The following is a 16,412-nucleotide window of genomic DNA, read 5'->3' as shown; positions in this document are numbered from 1 at the left end:
AGGCTTTGATGCGCGACGATCCAAAAACTCTTGTATCCACCGAGTGGCTGGCCGCTCACCTGAAAGATCCGGACCTGCGGGTGCTGGACGGATCTTGGTACCTGCCGCAGGAAGAGCGCGATGCAAAGGCGGAATATGACGCCGGACATATCCCCAATGCACGGTTCTTTGATATTGATGACATCTCGGACCATCGCTCGGAACTGCCACATATGGTGCCCCCGGTTGAGAAATTCATGTCTCGTCTGCGCAGCATGGGCGTGGGCGACGGCCATCAGGTTGTTGTCTACGACGGCGCCGGTCTGAAATCGGCAGCCCGAGTCTGGTGGCTGTTTCGCCTGATGGGGCAGAGCAATATCGCAGTTCTGGACGGTGGCTTGCCCAAATGGCTGGCCGAGGGGCGCGAGACCGAGGACCTGCCGCCGGTGATCCGGGATCGCCACATGACGGTGCGGGTGCAAAACCACTTGGTGCGTGACGTGACCCAGGTATCCTCGGCGGCCAAGCTTGGCGACCACGAGATCCTTGACGCGCGCTCTGCCGCCCGTTTTCGCGGTGAGGTGCCGGAACCCCGCGAAGGTCTACGGAGCGGCCATATCCCGGGTTCGAAGAACACGCCCTACACGGATTTGCTCCAGGCTGACGGCACCCTCAAAGAGCCGGAAGAGCTGCGCGCCGTCTTTATGGCCGCTGGCGTTGATCTGAACAAACCCGCTATTACCACCTGTGGATCGGGCGTTACCGCCGCCGTCCTGAGCCTGGGCCTGGAGCGAATCGGCAAGACCGATCATGCGCTTTATGACGGATCCTGGTCGGAATGGGGTGCCTTCCCGACCCTTCCCGTTGCAACCGGAGAGACCTGATGTTTGAAACTCTGAAGCCGCAGCCAGCTGACAAGATCCTGGCTCTGATGCAAATGTACCGCGAAGATCCGCGCGACAATAAAATTGACCTGGGCGTTGGGGTTTACAAGAACGCCGAAGGTCTGACGCCGGTGATGCGCGCCATCAAAGCTGCCGAGCACAAGCTCTGGGAAGAGCAGACCAGCAAATCCTACGTTGGTCTGGCCGGTGATCCGGCCTATGGCGATGCGATGATCAAATTGATCCTCGGCGATGCCGTGGCGCGGGAAAATATTGCAGCCGCCGCGACCCCCGGCGGTACTGGCGCGGTGCGTCAGGCCTTTGAGATGATCAAGATGGCCAACCCATCGGCCAAGGTGCATGTCTCGGATCCGACCTGGCCGAACCATGTGTCGATTCTGCAGTATGTTGGCATTGAAGCTGCCACCTACCGATATTTTGACCGCGAAACCCGTGGCGTGAACTTTGACGGAATGATCGAGGATCTGAAACTGGCTGCCAAGGGCGATGTGGTGCTGCTGCACGGCTGCTGCCACAACCCCACCGGCGCCAACCTCAATGAGGTGCAGTGGCAAGAGGTCATCGCGCTGATGAATGAACGCGGCCTGATCCCGATGATCGACATTGCCTATCAGGGCTTTGGCGATGGTCTGGAAGAGGACGCGCTGGGCGTGCGTCTGGTGGCTGCTGGCTGCCCAGAGGTGCTGATCGCCGCCAGCTGTTCCAAGAACTTTGGCATCTACCGCGAACGCACCGGCCTGTTGATGGCCGTGTCGCAGGACAAGGGCCTGCAAGTGGTCAATCAGGGCACCCTGGCCTTTCTCAACCGGCAGAACTATTCCTTCCCGCCGGACCACGGCGCCCGTCTGGTGACCATGATCCTCAACGATGATGCGCTGCGCGCTGACTGGACCGCCGAGTTGGAAGAGGTGCGTCTGGGCATGCTGGATCTGCGCACCGATCTGGCCAATGAGCTGCAACGCCTGTCTGGCTCTGACCGCTTTGGCTTTCTGGCGCAACACCGGGGCATGTTTTCGTTGCTGGGAACCACTCCGGAACTGGTTGAGAAGATGCGCCTCGACAACGGTATATACATGGTCAGCGACAGCCGCATGAACATCGCGGGTCTGAACTCGGCCACCATTCCGGTGCTGGCCAAGGCGATCATCGACGCAGGCGTCTGAGCCGCAGACCAACCACTGATTTAGCACTCACCGAACGCGCCCCAAGGGGCGCGTTTTTGTTTGTAGAAAATAGGAATGCCCCCAACGAAAGGGGCAAAACGTAAAAACGCGACCCAAGGGGGGCCGCGTTTTCTTTGCTTTGCTCGAAGGTCTTGTGCCGTTTAGCCTGCTGTGAACTCGGGGTAGGCTTCCATGCCCAGCTCTGCCATGTCGAGACCGTTGATCTCGTCTTCTTCGCTGACGCGGATGCCCATGGTGGACTTCAGGATCAGCCAGACAATGCCGGAGACGATGAAGGTGAAGGCACCGATGGCAACAAAGCCGGTGATCTGGGTCACAAAGGAGGTGTCGGCGGTGTAGAAGGGAACCGCAAAGGTACCCCAGAGACCGGCAACCAGGTGCACCGGGATGGCGCCAACAACGTCGTCGATTTTCAGCTTGTCCAGCAGCGGGACAACAAAGACCACGATCACACCACCAACAGCACCAATCCACAGAGCGCCAAACAGGGTTGGGTCAAGCGGGCCGGCAGTGATGGAGACCAGACCAGCCAGGGCGCCGTTCAGGGTCATGGTAAGGTCAGGCTTTTTGAACATGACCTGGGTCAGGATCAGCGCGGTGACCGCACCGGAGGCAGCCGCCATATTGGTGTTGGCAAAGATACGGGAGATGTCAGTGATATCGCCCACGGTGCCCATCGCCAGCTGCGAGCCACCATTGAAACCAAACCAACCGAGCCACAGGATAAAGGTACCCAGAGTTGCCAGCGCCAGGTTGGAGCCAGGCATTGGGATGGTCTTGTCGCCTTTATATTTACCGATACGTGGGCCCAGGATCAGAGCGCCTGCCAGGGCTGCAAAGCCACCAGCCGCGTGCACCAGGGTCGAGCCGGCAAAGTCAGAGAAGCCCATCTCGGAGAGGAAGCCGCCGCCCCACTGCCAGGAGGCCTCGATTGGGTAGATCACGCCGGTCAGCACGGCGACAAAAATCAGGAAGGGCCAGAGTTTGATACGCTCAGCCAGGGTGCCCGAAACGATCGATGCAGTGGTGGCGCAGAACATCAACTGGAAGAAAAAGTCAGAGCCAACCGAGGCATAGTCCAGCGAAGCATCCGCTGCGGCCAGGCCGACAGGTTCCAGCGAGGTCGGCGCGAAGGCGCCAAGCAGGCCGGGAATGGACCAGGCATCGCCGGGGTACATCAGGTTAAAACCAACCAGCCAATACATAATGGCGGCAATCGAGAACAGCGCGATGTTCTTGGTCAGCTGCATGGTGACGTTTTTCGAGCGCACCAGACCGGCTTCGAGCATGGCAAAACCAGCTGCCATCCAGAACACCATAAAGCCGCCAACCAGGAACAGCAGAGTGGTAAAGATATAGGGTGTGATATCCGCGGGGGCTGCGGCTGCGGCCTCATCCGCCAGGGCCAGGCCCGGCAGGATGGTCAGCGCCAGGGCCGACAAAGAGAGAGAGAGTTTACGCATCAGTTTTCCTCCAAATGCGGCGCTTACAGCGCGTCTTGATTGGTTTCGCCGGTGCGCACCCGCAGGGCTTGCTCCACGTCGATTACAAAGATCTTGCCGTCACCGATCTTGCCGGTGCGGGCGGTTTTGGCGATGGTTTCGACCACTTGATCCGCCAGGCCGGCGGAAACCACGATTTCCAGCTTCAGCTTGGGGACAAAGTTCACTTCGTACTCGGCACCGCGGTAGATTTCGGTATGGCCAGCCTGGGCGCCAAAGCCTTTGACTTCGGAAACCATCAATCCGGAAACGCCGATACCTGTCAGTGCTTCGCGGACGTCCTCCAGTTTGAAGGGTTTGATGGCTGCGATGATCATTTTCATTTCGACATCCTCGTCTTGGAGGGTGCCTGTCACCAAGGGATCTGGCTGCAGCACCCGCGTATTTGCAATTGCAGAAAAACCAAGGCGCCGAGTCGGGGGAACCGGAGCGGTGGTTTTACAGGTGCAGCACAGAGGTGGCGGTTAAAAAAGAAGCGAAGAATCGTAAACATGCCCGAAAACTGGGCGGTGTCAGAAGCGAAATTCCCCTTAAACCGCCTCTCTACAAAGCTGATCAGAGAGGTTAGAGTGGTAAAAACGGGCAAACCGGGCAGGATTGTGAAGATGGCGCAGGGTTCAGGGCGAAAGCCACTGGTGGCGGAAAAACGCTATGCAAAGGCGGGGGGCAAACGTCCCGCCAAACGACGTGGTGGAATTTGGGGACTGCTTTTTGGCAGGCCAAAGGCAAAACCTAGGCCCAAAGCCAAACCCCGGCCTCAACCCCGGTCTCAGCCCCAGCGACCGGCTGCGGCGCGGCAAAAAGCAACCCGCGCCCGCAAGCCACGTGGGCTGATTGGTACTCTGTTGATGCCATTCCGCTGGCTATTGCGGCTGGTCTGGGGCTTTTCCTGGCGGGTTGGCGTCATTGTTTTCACCCTGGTGGGCATGGCGGTGGGCTATCAGGTCCTGAACCTGCCGGAGGTCACAACGCTATTGGATGGCCGCGCGCGCGGTTCTGTCACCCTGCTGGACCATAAGGGGGACGTTTTTGCCTGGCGGGGGGATCAGTTTGGCGGAGTGGTAACCGCCGAGACCGTTTCGCCCTATCTGAAAAACGCGATCGTCGCCACCGAGGACAAACGGTTTTACCGCCACTTTGGGATTTCGCCCCGCGGTGTGGCCTCGGCGGTGCGGATCAATCTGAGCGAAGGACGTGGCCCGCTGTCGGGGCATGGTGGCTCTACCATTACCCAACAGACGGCTAAATTGCTCTGCCTTGGGCGGATCTATGATCCCACTGAATGGGAGAGCGAGGCCGCCTATGAGAATGACTGTCGTCAGGGATCGCTGTGGCGCAAGGGGACCGAGGCGGTCTATGCGCTGGCCATGGAGGTCAAATATACCAAGGACGAGATCCTCTCGATCTATATGAACCGCGCCTATATGGGGGGCGGTGCCTACGGGGCCGAGGCCGCCGCGCAGCGCTATTTTGGCAAATCCGCCAACCAGCTGAGCGCCGCTGAAGGAGCCATGCTTGCAGGATTGCTGACCGCGCCGTCCTCGCTGGCGCCAACGAACAATCTAAAGCGGTCGCAGGATCGCGCCGCCACCGTGCTACGTCTGATGCAGGAGCAGGGCTACATTAGCGAGGCCGAGGCCAAAGCGGGGCAGGACCAACCGGCGCGGCTCAGCTCGGCGGCTGAGGCACGGGCAGGCGGCTATTTCGCCGATTGGATCATGGACAGTGTTCCCAGCTATTTTGGTGCCCAAACCGCCGAAGACGTGGTGATCCGCACCACCATGGATCAACGGCTGCAAACCGCCGTCGAAGAGGCGATGACCTATGTGTTTGAAAACAAAGTCCGCCCGGGGTCCAAGGCGCAGGCGGCAATTGTGGTGATGAGCGCCGATGGCGCCGTGCGGGCCATGGTTGGCGGGCGCAAGACCCGCGTTTCTGGCGTGTTCAACCGCGCCACCCAGGCAAAGCGGCAAACCGGTTCGGCGTTCAAACCCTTTGTCTATGCAACGGCGCTGGAGCTTGGCTATTCGCCGCTCGATATCCTGTTGGATACGGAATACTGCCTGGATCTGCCTGGCTCTGGCGAATGGTGTCCCAAGAACTATACCCGCAAATACTACGGCGAGGTGACCTTGGCCCGGGCGCTTAGGGATTCGCTGAATGTCCCCGCCGTGAAACTCTCTGAGGCCGTGGGCCGGGATCTTGTGCGTCGTGTTGCCAGCGATTTTGGCATTGATAACGACATGGCCGAAGGGCCGGCGCTGGCGCTTGGGGCCTCGGAAAGCACGCTGCTGGAAATGACAGGCGCCTATGCCGGGATCCTCAATGGCGGCTCATCGGTGACGCCCTACGGGGTAAGCGAGCTGCGCCTGGCAACCGATACAGAACCTCTGATGGGGCGCAGCGGTGGCATGGGAGAGCGGGTGATCCGCACCGAGGCGGCGCAGCAGCTGGTTTGGATGATGGAGAAGGTCATCGCCGAGGGCACCGGGCGTCGGGCGCAAATCCCCGGTTGGCAGGCGGCCGGGAAATCCGGTACCACCCAGGCCGCGCGCGATGCCTGGTTCATCGGCTTTACCGCGGATTATGTGGCCGGGGTCTGGATGGGCTATGATGACAACACCCCCTTGAGCGGGGTAACCGGCGGCGGTCTGCCTGCTGAGATCTGGCACGAGGCCATGGTACGGGTTCACGAGGGGCTGACACCAAAACCGCTGCCGATGCTGGCGCCTAAGCCAATTGCGCCTCCCGTACAGCCGGTTCCGCAACGGCGGCGCGACAGGATCCAGCCGGGCCGCGAGATAGGCCGGGCCGTGGACGGGCTATTGCGCGACATCTTTGGCCGCAACTAGCCCCGTTGCCTGTGGCCTAGCAAAAAGAAAAGGCTCCCAAGCGGGAGCCTTTTGTCTGTGATGTACAGGTCTTGCGTGGCCGGAGTTAGCTTTGGCGTTTCAGCTCGGCTATCATCGCGTCGATATCGCCTTTGTTGCTGTCCAGGATCGCGCCAATCTCGGTGCGCTCGGTCAGCAGCAGGTTCACCCCTTCGATATACATATTAAAGAAGAGATCCTTGCCAGAACGGTCAGAGACCAGGAAGGTGACCTCAAAGGGCGCTTGGCCCTGCAGATAGGCCGTGGTGCTGACTTCGTACCATTTTTTGACCCGCTTGACGCTTCGCACTTCCAGACTGCCACCGATGAATTCGCGGAAGCGTTTGCCGTATTTCCGGGAGATATAGCCCTGGAAGGTCTTGGAGAAATTCTGTTTTTGGGCGGCAGAGGCCCGGCGGGCATCAACGCCAAGCGCATAGGCGGCAATGTAAGAGGTGTCGCTGTAGCGTTTGAAGATCCGCTCAAACTCGCGGAACATGGCATTTTCAGCTTTGCCCGATGCAATGACCTTGTTGATGTCGGCGACAAGGCTGCTGATCAATTTGCTGGCGCCGGCTTCGTTCAAAGCCCAAAGAGGCGCTGCAGGGACAAGCGCCGCGCTGGCAGTGAGACCGGTCAAAAAGCTGCGGCGATGCATCATTTAGAATCCTTCAGTATTTAGTTCAAAGGGATCAATTTCACTGATCTCGGCTGTTTCACCCAGCTCAAAGCGCCGGTTCTGCAGATACAGCAGGCGGGCCTGCGCATAGCTGTCGGCACTTTCATAGAGAATCGAATCCACGGTATCTGAATATCTGCCACGATCGCCCATGCGGCGCACTACCTCAGCGTAAATGCTGATGTTATCGGCAGGATTATTCCGAGCGTAGCCAATGGGATTGGTGAAGAAATCGACAAAAATACCTGTAGCATCCCGCGCGGTAGAGGGACCATAGATCGGCAGTTCAACATAGGCGCCTTCGCCAACACCCCAGACGGCCAGCGTTTTGCCAAAATCGGTATCTACCTGCGGGAGGTTGAATTCGGTGGCAGGGTCCGCAAGGCCAAGGAAGCCAATGGTTGTGTTCATGGCAAACCGGGCCAGAGCCTGTCCGGCCAGCTTGGGGTTGCCTTGCAGCAGGGCATTGACGGCTTGCCCCGGCATCGACAGGTTCCGGGCAAAAGAAGAAAAGCTCGTAACCATCGGCTCGGGGACTATTGCCACATAGCTCTTTGAGGCGGGGCGAAAGGCGTAGCGATCTACCGCCAGGTTAAAGCTGTGCACGGACCGGTTGGTGTTCTCATAGGGGTCAAATACCTCACCAGCAGCCTTGGCATCAGGGCTTTGCGTGGCACAGCCTGCCTGTGATAAAACCAGGGCCAGCGCAGCAAAGACAAAACGAGGTTTGGTGAAAAGTCGCATTCGGTTTGTAATCCAGTTAATTCGCTATTTGAGAAACACGAGCGTTCTATCTAAAGACAATCCGGAAGATTCCCACTTTCTACAGCAATTTGTTTGCACGTTTGTGGCAGATTCGGAACAGGTTTCCCCAGAATTGTAGATGGCGCAGGGTCTAATATGTCGCGGGCGGTTTGAACAGGTAGAGCATAGTCAATATGACAAATAAAACATTTAAGCCTGGTTATGATGCGCTTACGGCCTGCCGCCGCCAGAGTCGTGGTCTCTACTGGGCCGTTGGTCTTTTTAGCGTCTTTGTAAATATGCTGATGCTGACGGGCCCGCTTTATATGATGCAGGTTTATGATCGCGTGCTAGGCAGTGGGTCCGAGGCGACCCTGGTTGCCCTGTCGCTACTGGTGCTGTTTCTCTATGGCATGATGGGCCTTTTGGACTATGTGCGTGGCCGGGTCCTGGCAAGGATCGGTGCCCGGTTTCAGGCGCAATTGGACAAACGGGTGTTTGACGCCATGGTCCGCCGCTCTGCGGTGGCGCAGGATCCCGTTGCCCAGACCGGGACTGCTGATCTGGAGGCAATCCAGCGATTAATGTCCTCTCCGGTTTTGGGCGCGGCTTTTGATCTGCCCTGGACTCCGTTCTTTCTCGCGGGGATAGCCCTGTTCCACCCCTGGTTGGGGTTGCTGGCCCTGGGCGGTGGCGCGGTTCTTGTGGCAGTGGCGCTGCTCAACCAGATGTTCAGCCGTGCACCGTTGCAAAAGGCGGCGGCTTCCTCGCATCGCGCCAATCTCTCCTCCGAAGAAATTCGCGGTGAGGCAGAGATGATCCAATCCATGGGGATGCGCGGGGCTGCGTTTCAGCGCTGGCAGAAAATCCGCAAAGTTGCCCTGAAAGACACCCTGCGCGCCAATGATACCGGCGGCGGCTTCACGACCCTGACCAAGACACTCCGGTTGTTTTTACAATCCGCAATGCTTGGCTTGGGAGCCTATCTGGCGCTCCGGGGGGCGGTCTCGCCGGGGGCAATGATTGCGGGATCCGTGTTGATGGGACGTGCCTTGGCTCCGATCGAGCTGGGGCTGGGGCAATGGGCCATGGTGCAGCGTGCCATCAAGGGCTGGCACTCCCTGGCGGAGTTGCTGACCAAGGTTCCGCCCGAGGTCGAGCGTATGGCGCTGCCACAGCCCGCAGCGCGGCTGGAGGTTCAGGCGCTCGCGGTGGTGCCGCCGGGAGAAAGCCGCGCGCAGCTGCGCAATGTAAGTTTCCGGGTCGAGCCAGGTCAGGCGATTGGGGTGATTGGCCCCTCGGGGTCTGGCAAATCGACGCTGGCCAAGGCGCTGACCGGGGCCTGGAAACCGGCTGCAGGCACCGTGCGCCTGGATGGTGCGGCACTGGACCAATACGACCCGGATGTCTTAGGGCGACATTTTGGCTATCTGCCGCAGCGCGTGCAGTTGTTTGATGGCACCATTGCGCAGAATATCGCGCGTCTGGCTGAAGAGCCGGATGCCGAAAAAGTGGTGGCCGCAGCCAAGAAGGCCGCAGCCCATGAGATGATCGTCAACCTGCCGGATGGCTATGACACCCGCGTCTCTGCCGGGGGCGGGCGGTTGTCAGGCGGACAGATGCAGCGGGTGGCCCTGGCCCGTGCGCTTTATGATATGCCGGTGATTGTGATCCTGGATGAGCCCAACTCGAACCTCGATAACGAGGGTTCGGTGGCTCTGAATCAGGCGATCAAGGCGCTCAAAGCCGCTGGTCAGTCGGTGCTCATCATGGCGCATCGCCCGGCAGCTATTCAGGAATGTGAGATGCTCTTGGTGATCGACAAAGGCGTGCAAACCGCCTTTGGACCCAAGGATAAGGTGCTGCAGGAAATGGTGGCAAATCATCAATCCATCCGCAAGACCGCCGGAGCGGGAGGTGTGCAATGAGCCAGGAATCCGAGTGGTCCGCCCGCAGCCCGCTGCTAATTGGGGCCCTGACCCTACTGGTCCTGCTGGGGGGATTTGGAACCTGGGCGGTGATGTCTTCGATCGCCGGGGCAATTGTTGCCTCGGGTCGTATCGAAGTGGATCGCAACCGGCAGGTTGTACAGCATCTTGATGGCGGCATTGTCGCCGAGATCCTGGTGGAAGAGGGCGACAGCGTGGCGCGCGGGGAGATGTTGCTGCGTCTGGACGCCAAGGAGCTGCGCTCGCAACTGGCTATCACCGAGGGCCAATTGTTTGAGATGATGGCGCGGCGAGGGCGGCTGGAAGCGGAACGCGACAGCGCCAAAGAGGTTACCTTTGATGCAGAGCTGCTTGCCCTGACCGCGAGCCGCCCGGCGGTGCTGGATCTGGTCGAGGGGCAGCACCGTCTGTTTGTGGCCCGTGAGGAATCCATTGCGCGCGAAATTGAGCAGCTGAACAAACGCAGTTCGCAAACCCGCGATCAGATCACCGGGATCAAGGCGCAGCAGGCCTCGATGGAGCTGCAGCTGGAGTTGATCGCCGAAGAGCTGAAGAACCAGACAACCCTGCTGGACCGGGGGCTGGCCCAGGCGGGGACTGTGCTCAACCTGCGCCGCACCGAGGCCGATCTGAGTGGCCGTCTGGGAGAGCTGATCGCCACCGAGGCCCAGGCCTTGGGGCGGATTACCGAGACCGAGATCGAGATCCTGAAACTGGGGTCGACCCGGCGGGAAGAGGCGATCACCCAGCTGCGCGATCTGCGCTTTCAGGAATTGGAGCTCGGAGAAAATCGCCGCACCCTGCTGGAGCGCCTGGACCGTCTGGATATCACCGCACCGGTTTCGGGCATTGTCTATGACCTGCAGGTCCACACCCCCCGGTCGGTTATTCGGGCGGCAGACCCGGTGTTATACCTGGTGCCGCAGGACCGCCCGCTGGTGATCGTGGCGCAGGTATCGCCCACGGATATCGAACAGATCTATGTCGGGCAGGATGTGACGCTGAAATTCGCGGCTCTGGATAAGCGCAGCACTCCCGATCTGTATGGCAAGGTCATGCAGGTATCGGCGGATGCGTTTGAGGACCAGAACACCGGGGCGTCTTTTTACCGGGCTGAAATCGAGCTGAATCCAGAGGAGGCGCAGCGCCTGCCCAAAGGCACGGTGCTTATTCCCGGCATGCCGGTGGAAAGCTACATCCGCACTCAGGACCGTTCGCCGCTGACCTATCTGGTGAAACCCCTGGCCGACTATTTTGTCAAAGCCTTCCGCGAGGATTGAGACCCCGGCGCAGCTGGCCGTTGTCGTTTTTGCTCTTTCCGGCGCGGGTCATCAGCGCTAGCGTCGCCGCGAAACATGGGCGTTGAAGGAGCGTGACAATGAGCATCGAAGCAAACCTAAAAGACCTGGGCGTCACCCTGCCAGAGGCACCGGCACCTGCGGCAAACTATGTGCCTTTTGTCGTCGCCGGTGACATGGTCTATGTCTCCGGGCAGATCTCTTCGGATGAAAACGGGTTGATCACCGGCACCCTGGGCGCGGATATGGATGTGGAGGCTGGTCAGGCCGCCGCCAAGCGCTGTGCCATCTCCCTGCTGGCGCAGCTCAAAGCCGCTTGCGGTGGCGATCTTGAACGTCTGGTGCGGGTGGTGAAACTGGGCGCATTTGTCAATTCCACTGCGGATTTCACCCAGCAGGCACAGGTGGTGAACGGGGCTTCGGATTTCCTGGTTACGGCGCTGGGCGAGGCTGGCCGTCATGCGCGCTCGGCTGTTAGCTCGCCATCGTTGCCATTGGGTGTTGCGGTTGAAATTGATGCGGTGTTCCAGATCAAATGATCCCAAAACTACCTGCTGAATTCCTGTCGCTGCCGGTTGCTCATCGGGCGCTGCACGATGTGACGGATGGACGCCCTGAAAACAGCCGCGCGGCCATCCGCGCGGCGATTGCTGCAGGCTATGCGATCGAAATTGATCTGCAGTACTCCAGCGATGGCTGCCCCATGGTGTTTCATGACGACGACCTGGACCGCCTGACCGAGGCCACAGGTTTGGTCGCGGCCCGCAGCCGGGCAGAGCTGGAACTGATCCCACTAAAAGGCGGGGATGGCGAGTGTATTCCCACCCTGGCCGAGGTGCTGGATCTGGTGGCCGGGCAGGTGCCGTTACTGATTGAGATTAAGGACCAGGATGGCAACCTGGGCCCCAATGTCGGCGATCTGGAAGCAGCCACCGCCAAGGTCCTGCAAGGCTATGAGGGGGCCGTCGCCCTGATGTCGTTCAACCCCCATTCGTCGGCTGCACTGGCCCGGTGCGCGCCCAATATCGCACGTGGATTGGTGACCAGCTCTTATGATCCCAAAGACTGGATCCCGGTTCCCAAAGCCACCTGTGACCGGCTGCGCGACATTCCCGATTTTGTCAGCAGCCAGTCCAGCTTTATCAGCCACGAGGTGGGGGATCTGTCTCGTCAGCGGGTGCAGGATTTACGCGCCTCTGGGGTGCCTGTTCTGTGCTGGACGGTGAAGAGCCGCGCAGCCGAGGATGAAGCGCGCAAATGGGTGGATAATGTTACTTTTGAGCAATATCTTTCACCACTCCCGGCTTGATCAAAACGACAGGCTGCACAAATAGTGTCAGGAGCAGGGAGAGTTCATGGATCACAAACCAGTTGAAATTCGCGTGCTTGGCAGCCTGTCGCAGATTGCGGCAGCGGATTGGGATGCCTGTGCCTGCCCTGAAACCTCTGATGGCGGGCGCCCCTTGGATCCCTTTACCACCTATCGGTTTCTCAGCGCGCTCGAACAAAGCGGATCGGTGGGGCTAGGTACAGGCTGGCAGCCGCAATACCTGACCGCCTATCTCGATGGGACCCTGATTGCCTGCGCGCCGCTTTATGCCAAATCGCACAGCCAGGGTGAATATATCTTTGATCACAACTGGGCCCATGCCTATGAGCAGGCCGGCGGGCGCTATTATCCCAAGTTACAGATCGCAGTGCCCTTTACCCCTGCCACGGGGCGGCGGTTGCTGGTGCGGCCTGGCTATGAGCGGATCGGCCAATCGGCGCTGGTGCAGGGGGCGGTGCAGCTTGCCGCGGACAATCAGGTCTCATCGCTGCATGTGACCTTTTGCACCTCACAAGAGGCGGAGATCGGCACTGAGATGGGGCTGATGCCACGGGTGAGCCAGCAGTTTCACTGGCTCAACGAAGGCTATGCGGATTTTGACGGCTTTCTGACGGCGCTTTCGTCACGCAAGCGCAAAAACATCCGAAAGGAACGCGCCCAGGCACAGCGCTTTGGCGGCGCAATCCATAGCTACACCGGAGACCAGATCCGCCCCGAACACTGGGATGCCTTCTGGGCCTTTTATCAGGATACCGGAGCGCGCAAATGGGGCAGGCCCTATCTGACGCGGGAGTTCTTTTCGATCATCCACGAGACCATGTCCGATGATCTGCATCTCATTCTGGCGGAACGTGACGGCTACCCGGTTGCGGGCGCGTTGAATCTTATCGGGCGTGAGACCCTATATGGGCGCTACTGGGGCTGCCTGGAACACCACCCCTGTTTACACTTTGAATTATGCTACTATCAGGCCATTGATTTTGCCATTGCCAATCAGCTGTCACGGATTGAGGCTGGCGCGCAGGGCGAACACAAACTGGCACGTGGTTATTTGCCGGTGGAGACCCACAGCCTGCACTGGATAGGCGATGCCGGCTTTGCCGAGGCTGTCAGCCGGTATCTTGAGGCCGAGCGGGCAGCGGTGGCAGAAGAGGTCGAGGTGCTGACCAGCTATGGGCCGTTTCGCAAAGCAAAGGTGGAGGAACAGGAATGACTGAGAAACTATCAGAGGCCACGCGAGGGCCGCTACTGGATCCGCTGTTTGCAAACGGCTGGCAGATGGTCGAGGGGCGTGATGCCCTGACAAAGACGTTCACTTTTGGCAGTTTTGTCGAGGCCTTTGGCTGGATGACCCGTGCCGCGATCTGGGCTGAAAAATGGGATCACCATCCAGAGTGGAGCAATATCTACAATCGGGTCACGGTTGTGCTCACCACCCATGATGTGGATGGGATCTCGGCGCAGGATGCCAAGCTGGCGCGAAAACTCGACAGCCTGGCCTGAAACTTGGCCTGAAACTTGGCCTGAAATTCTGACCCGAAGTCAAAGGCGCGGCTGCCCAGGCGGGTGCACGGGCAGCCGTTTTGCCTCAGCCCATCGAGGCCAGTAGGCCTTCGCCGGCGGAGAGTTCGCACTGGCCGGGGTTTTCTTCCATGTTGAGCTGGGTCACGACGCCGTCCTCAACCAACATCGCATAGCGCAGCGAACGGCCAATCAGCCCGGCGGGCGGCGCGTCAAAGCGCATGCCGATGGCATCGGTAAAGGCACTTTCGGCGTCGGCCAGCATGGAAATTCCAGCGGCAGTGGCACCGGTGGCTTCGCCCCAGGCCTGCATCACAAAGGGGTCATTGGCCGAGATGCAGATGATCTCGTCGACGCCTTTGGCGGCAAACTGATCCTTGGTGCGGATAAAGCTGGGCACATGGGCGGAATGACAGGTTGGGGTAAAGGCACCGGGCACCGCAAAAATGGCTACTTTGCGCCCCTTTACCTTATCGGCCATCTGCACTGGTTCGGGGCCTTCAGCGCCCATTTGGGTGAGCGTGGCATCAGGCAGTTTATCTCCAGCAGAAATCATTGCGCGTTTCCTCTGTTGTGGTGATTGCGTTTAGGTTCTTGGCCCCTATAGGGTCATCACAACAGGAGACCAGAACCAGCGTGGGAGGCAAGAGGTGAAATGAGTCACATCATTGTGATCGGAGCAGGGCAGGCAGGATCGTCATTGGTGGCGAAGCTGCGCAAAGATGGATTTGATGGCGAAATCACCTTGATTGGTGCCGAAAACACCCTGCCATACCAGCGCCCTCCGCTGTCAAAGGCCTATCTGTTGGGGGAGATGGAGCTGGAACGGCTGTTTTTGCGCCCCGAGAGTTTTTACGCTGACAACAAGATTACCCTACGTCTTGGCACGGTGGTGACGGCGATTGATGCCGGGGCCAAGACCCTGAGCCTGGGCGACGAGGTGATCGCCTATGACCAACTGGCGCTGACCACGGGGTCGGATCCCCGGCACCTGCCTGCCGCTATCGGCGGTGATCTTGACGGGGTTTTTGTGGTGCGCAGCCTGGGCGATGTGGACGCCATGGCGCCGCATGTGGTGGCAGGCAAACGCGCCTTGATCGTTGGCGGCGGTTACATCGGGCTGGAGGCGGCAGCGGTCTGCGCCAAACGCGGTGTTGATGTCACCCTGGTGGAGATGGGCGATCGCATCCTGCAGCGGGTCGCGGCGCCAGAGACCTCTGATTATTTCCGCGCTCTGCACCAGGATCATGGCGTGACCATCCTGGAAGGCACCGGGCTGGACCGTCTGGAGGGCGAGGCGGGGCAGGTGACCCGCGCGGTACTGAGCGACGGCGCCAGTGTCGAGGTTGATTTTGTCGTGGTGGGCGTTGGCATCGCCCCCAGCACGCAACTGGCTGCGCTGGCCGGGCTGGAGTTGGAGAATGGCATCAAGACCGATGCCCAGGGGCGTACATCAGATCCTTCGATCTGGTCCGCGGGGGATTGTGCCTCCTTCCCGTATAAGGGCGGCCGTATCCGGCTGGAAAGCGTGCCAAATGCCATTGATCAGGCCGAAGTGGTGGCGCAAAACATGATGGGCGCGGGCAAGGACTATGTGGCAACGCCCTGGTTCTGGTCTGACCAATATGATGTCAAATTGCAGATCGCAGGGTTGAACACCGGGTTTGACAATGTTGTCACCCGCGCTGGCGACGGGCGGAGCACTTCGTTCTGGTACTACAAGGGCGATCAATTGGTTGCCGTGGATGCGATGAATGACCCGCGCGCCTATATGGTGGGTAAGCGTCTGATCGACATGGGCAAGACGGCAGATAAGCTGGTGGTGGCAGATGCGACAGCGGACCTGAAGCCGCTGCTCAAAGCGTGAGGATCATCGCCGGAGACTTTCGCGGCCGGGCCTTGGCTGCGCTGGGCAAGGGCGATGCGGGGGCGCATCTGCGCCCCACCACCGACCGGGTGCGTGAAAGCCTGTTCAACGTGCTGGCGCATCAGGTTGATTTTGACGGAATGCGGGTGCTGGATCTCTTTGCCGGCACTGGCGCGCTGGGGCTCGAGGCCCTGTCGCGCGGTGCCGAGAGCGTGACTTTTGTCGATGATGGCCGGATTTCCCAGGGGTTGATTGCCAAGAATATCGACATCTGTCGCGCTGGTGATCGCGCCCGTCTGATCCGGCGCGATGCGCTGAAGCTGGGGGAGAACCCGCAGGCGCCCTTTGATGTGGTGTTTCTCGATCCCCCCTATGGCAAGGGCCTGGGGGACAAAGCCCTGAAGGCCGCCGAGGCTGGCGGCTGGATTGCGGAGGATGCGCTGATCATCTGGGAAGAAAACGCGGCGATGTCCCCCCCCGAAGGCTATGCACTGCAAGACGCGCGCAAATATGGGGACAGCCATATCACTTTGCTGTTGCGGGATGTGTCTGTCTGAAACAGGCGCGGGGCAGATCGGGCGATT

16 protein-coding genes are annotated in these 16,412 nt (G+C 59.8%); 11 read left to right on the top strand and 5 right to left on the bottom strand.

Annotated features, from left to right (window positions below):
* Nucleotides 1–8: 8 nt before the first annotated feature.
* Together sseA and ARCT_RS0120835 are read left to right on the top strand one after the other, a co-directional pair.
* Complete coding sequence (gene sseA, locus ARCT_RS0120840; protein WP_027241811.1) at nucleotides 9–863, top strand: 3-mercaptopyruvate sulfurtransferase; 855 nt, start codon at nucleotides 9–11, stop codon at nucleotides 861–863.
* Nucleotides 863–2,047, top strand: a complete 1,185-nt coding sequence (locus ARCT_RS0120835) for an amino acid aminotransferase (protein ID WP_027241810.1) — start codon at nucleotides 863–865, stop codon at nucleotides 2,045–2,047. The genes sseA and ARCT_RS0120835 overlap by 1 nt, the downstream gene beginning before the upstream one ends.
* 161 nt (nucleotides 2,048–2,208) lie before the next feature.
* Here the strand turns inward: ARCT_RS0120835 and ARCT_RS0120830 are convergent, their stop codons facing one another.
* Together ARCT_RS0120830 and ARCT_RS0120825 are read right to left on the bottom strand one after the other, a co-directional pair.
* Nucleotides 2,209–3,531, bottom strand: a complete 1,323-nt coding sequence (locus tag ARCT_RS0120830) for an ammonium transporter (RefSeq protein WP_027241809.1) — start codon at nucleotides 3,529–3,531, stop codon at nucleotides 2,209–2,211.
* A gap of 23 nt (nucleotides 3,532–3,554) precedes the next feature.
* The gene (locus ARCT_RS0120825; RefSeq protein ID WP_027241808.1) at nucleotides 3,555–3,893 is read right to left on the bottom strand and encodes a P-II family nitrogen regulator; all 339 of its coding nucleotides are present in this window, start codon (nucleotides 3,891–3,893) and stop codon (nucleotides 3,555–3,557) included.
* 282 nt (nucleotides 3,894–4,175) lie between these two features.
* On the opposite strand from ARCT_RS0120825, the gene ARCT_RS0120820 reads away from it, so the two are divergent.
* Nucleotides 4,176–6,422, top strand: coding sequence for a transglycosylase domain-containing protein (locus tag ARCT_RS0120820; RefSeq protein ID WP_027241807.1), 2,247 nt, complete (start codon nucleotides 4,176–4,178; stop codon nucleotides 6,420–6,422).
* A gap of 85 nt (nucleotides 6,423–6,507) precedes the next feature.
* On the opposite strand, the gene ARCT_RS0120815 is transcribed toward ARCT_RS0120820, so the two are convergent.
* Entirely contained in the window at nucleotides 6,508–7,098 is a 591-nt protein-coding gene (locus ARCT_RS0120815; RefSeq protein ID WP_027241806.1) for an MlaC/ttg2D family ABC transporter substrate-binding protein, read from the bottom strand.
* Nucleotides 7,099–7,101: 3 nt separating this feature from the next.
* On the bottom strand, nucleotides 7,102–7,863 hold the full coding sequence (locus tag ARCT_RS0120810; protein WP_027241805.1) for an MlaA family lipoprotein: 762 nt from the start codon (nucleotides 7,861–7,863) through the stop codon (nucleotides 7,102–7,104).
* Between the two features lie 194 nt (nucleotides 7,864–8,057).
* On the opposite strand from ARCT_RS0120810, the gene ARCT_RS0120805 reads away from it, so the two are divergent.
* The 6 genes from ARCT_RS0120805 (at nucleotide 8,058) to ARCT_RS0120780 (ending at nucleotide 13,943) form a co-directional block, all read left to right on the top strand.
* Nucleotides 8,058–9,791: a type I secretion system permease/ATPase gene (locus ARCT_RS0120805; protein ID WP_027241804.1), complete on the top strand. Its 1,734-nt coding sequence runs from the start codon at nucleotides 8,058–8,060 to the stop codon at nucleotides 9,789–9,791.
* Nucleotides 9,788–11,092, top strand: coding sequence for an HlyD family type I secretion periplasmic adaptor subunit (locus tag ARCT_RS0120800; RefSeq protein ID WP_027241803.1), 1,305 nt, complete (start codon nucleotides 9,788–9,790; stop codon nucleotides 11,090–11,092). The genes ARCT_RS0120805 and ARCT_RS0120800 overlap by 4 nt, the downstream gene beginning before the upstream one ends.
* A gap of 98 nt (nucleotides 11,093–11,190) precedes the next feature.
* Entirely contained in the window at nucleotides 11,191–11,649 is a 459-nt protein-coding gene (locus ARCT_RS0120795; RefSeq protein ID WP_036785240.1) for a RidA family protein, read from the top strand.
* Complete coding sequence (locus ARCT_RS0120790; RefSeq protein ID WP_027241801.1) at nucleotides 11,646–12,419, top strand: glycerophosphodiester phosphodiesterase family protein; 774 nt, start codon at nucleotides 11,646–11,648, stop codon at nucleotides 12,417–12,419. The genes ARCT_RS0120795 and ARCT_RS0120790 overlap by 4 nt, the downstream gene beginning before the upstream one ends.
* A 46-nt stretch (nucleotides 12,420–12,465) precedes the next feature.
* Entirely contained in the window at nucleotides 12,466–13,653 is a 1,188-nt protein-coding gene (locus ARCT_RS0120785; protein ID WP_027241800.1) for a GNAT family N-acetyltransferase, read from the top strand.
* Entirely contained in the window at nucleotides 13,650–13,943 is a 294-nt protein-coding gene (locus tag ARCT_RS0120780; protein ID WP_027241799.1) for a 4a-hydroxytetrahydrobiopterin dehydratase, read from the top strand. Before ARCT_RS0120785 ends, ARCT_RS0120780 begins: the two co-directional genes overlap by 4 nt.
* A gap of 85 nt (nucleotides 13,944–14,028) precedes the next feature.
* Here the strand turns inward: ARCT_RS0120780 and ARCT_RS0120775 are convergent, their stop codons facing one another.
* Complete coding sequence (locus tag ARCT_RS0120775) at nucleotides 14,029–14,517, bottom strand: peroxiredoxin (protein WP_027241798.1); 489 nt, start codon at nucleotides 14,515–14,517, stop codon at nucleotides 14,029–14,031.
* Nucleotides 14,518–14,616: 99 nt separating this feature from the next.
* Here ARCT_RS0120775 and ARCT_RS0120770 point away from each other — a divergent pair, with 99 nt between their 5' ends.
* Nucleotides 14,617–15,828, top strand: a complete 1,212-nt coding sequence (locus ARCT_RS0120770) for an NAD(P)/FAD-dependent oxidoreductase (RefSeq protein ID WP_027241797.1) — start codon at nucleotides 14,617–14,619, stop codon at nucleotides 15,826–15,828.
* Complete coding sequence (gene rsmD, locus ARCT_RS0120765; RefSeq protein ID WP_027241796.1) at nucleotides 15,825–16,385, top strand: 16S rRNA (guanine(966)-N(2))-methyltransferase RsmD; 561 nt, start codon at nucleotides 15,825–15,827, stop codon at nucleotides 16,383–16,385. The genes ARCT_RS0120770 and rsmD overlap by 4 nt, the downstream gene beginning before the upstream one ends.
* Nucleotides 16,386–16,412: the final 27 nt, after the last annotated feature.

It is taken from the genome of Pseudophaeobacter arcticus DSM 23566 (assembly GCF_000473205.1).
Taxonomy (GTDB): domain Bacteria; phylum Pseudomonadota; class Alphaproteobacteria; order Rhodobacterales; family Rhodobacteraceae; genus Pseudophaeobacter; species Pseudophaeobacter arcticus.
Note: the sequence above shows the minus strand (reverse complement) of the source record. Positions and strands in the feature narration are given on the sequence as shown.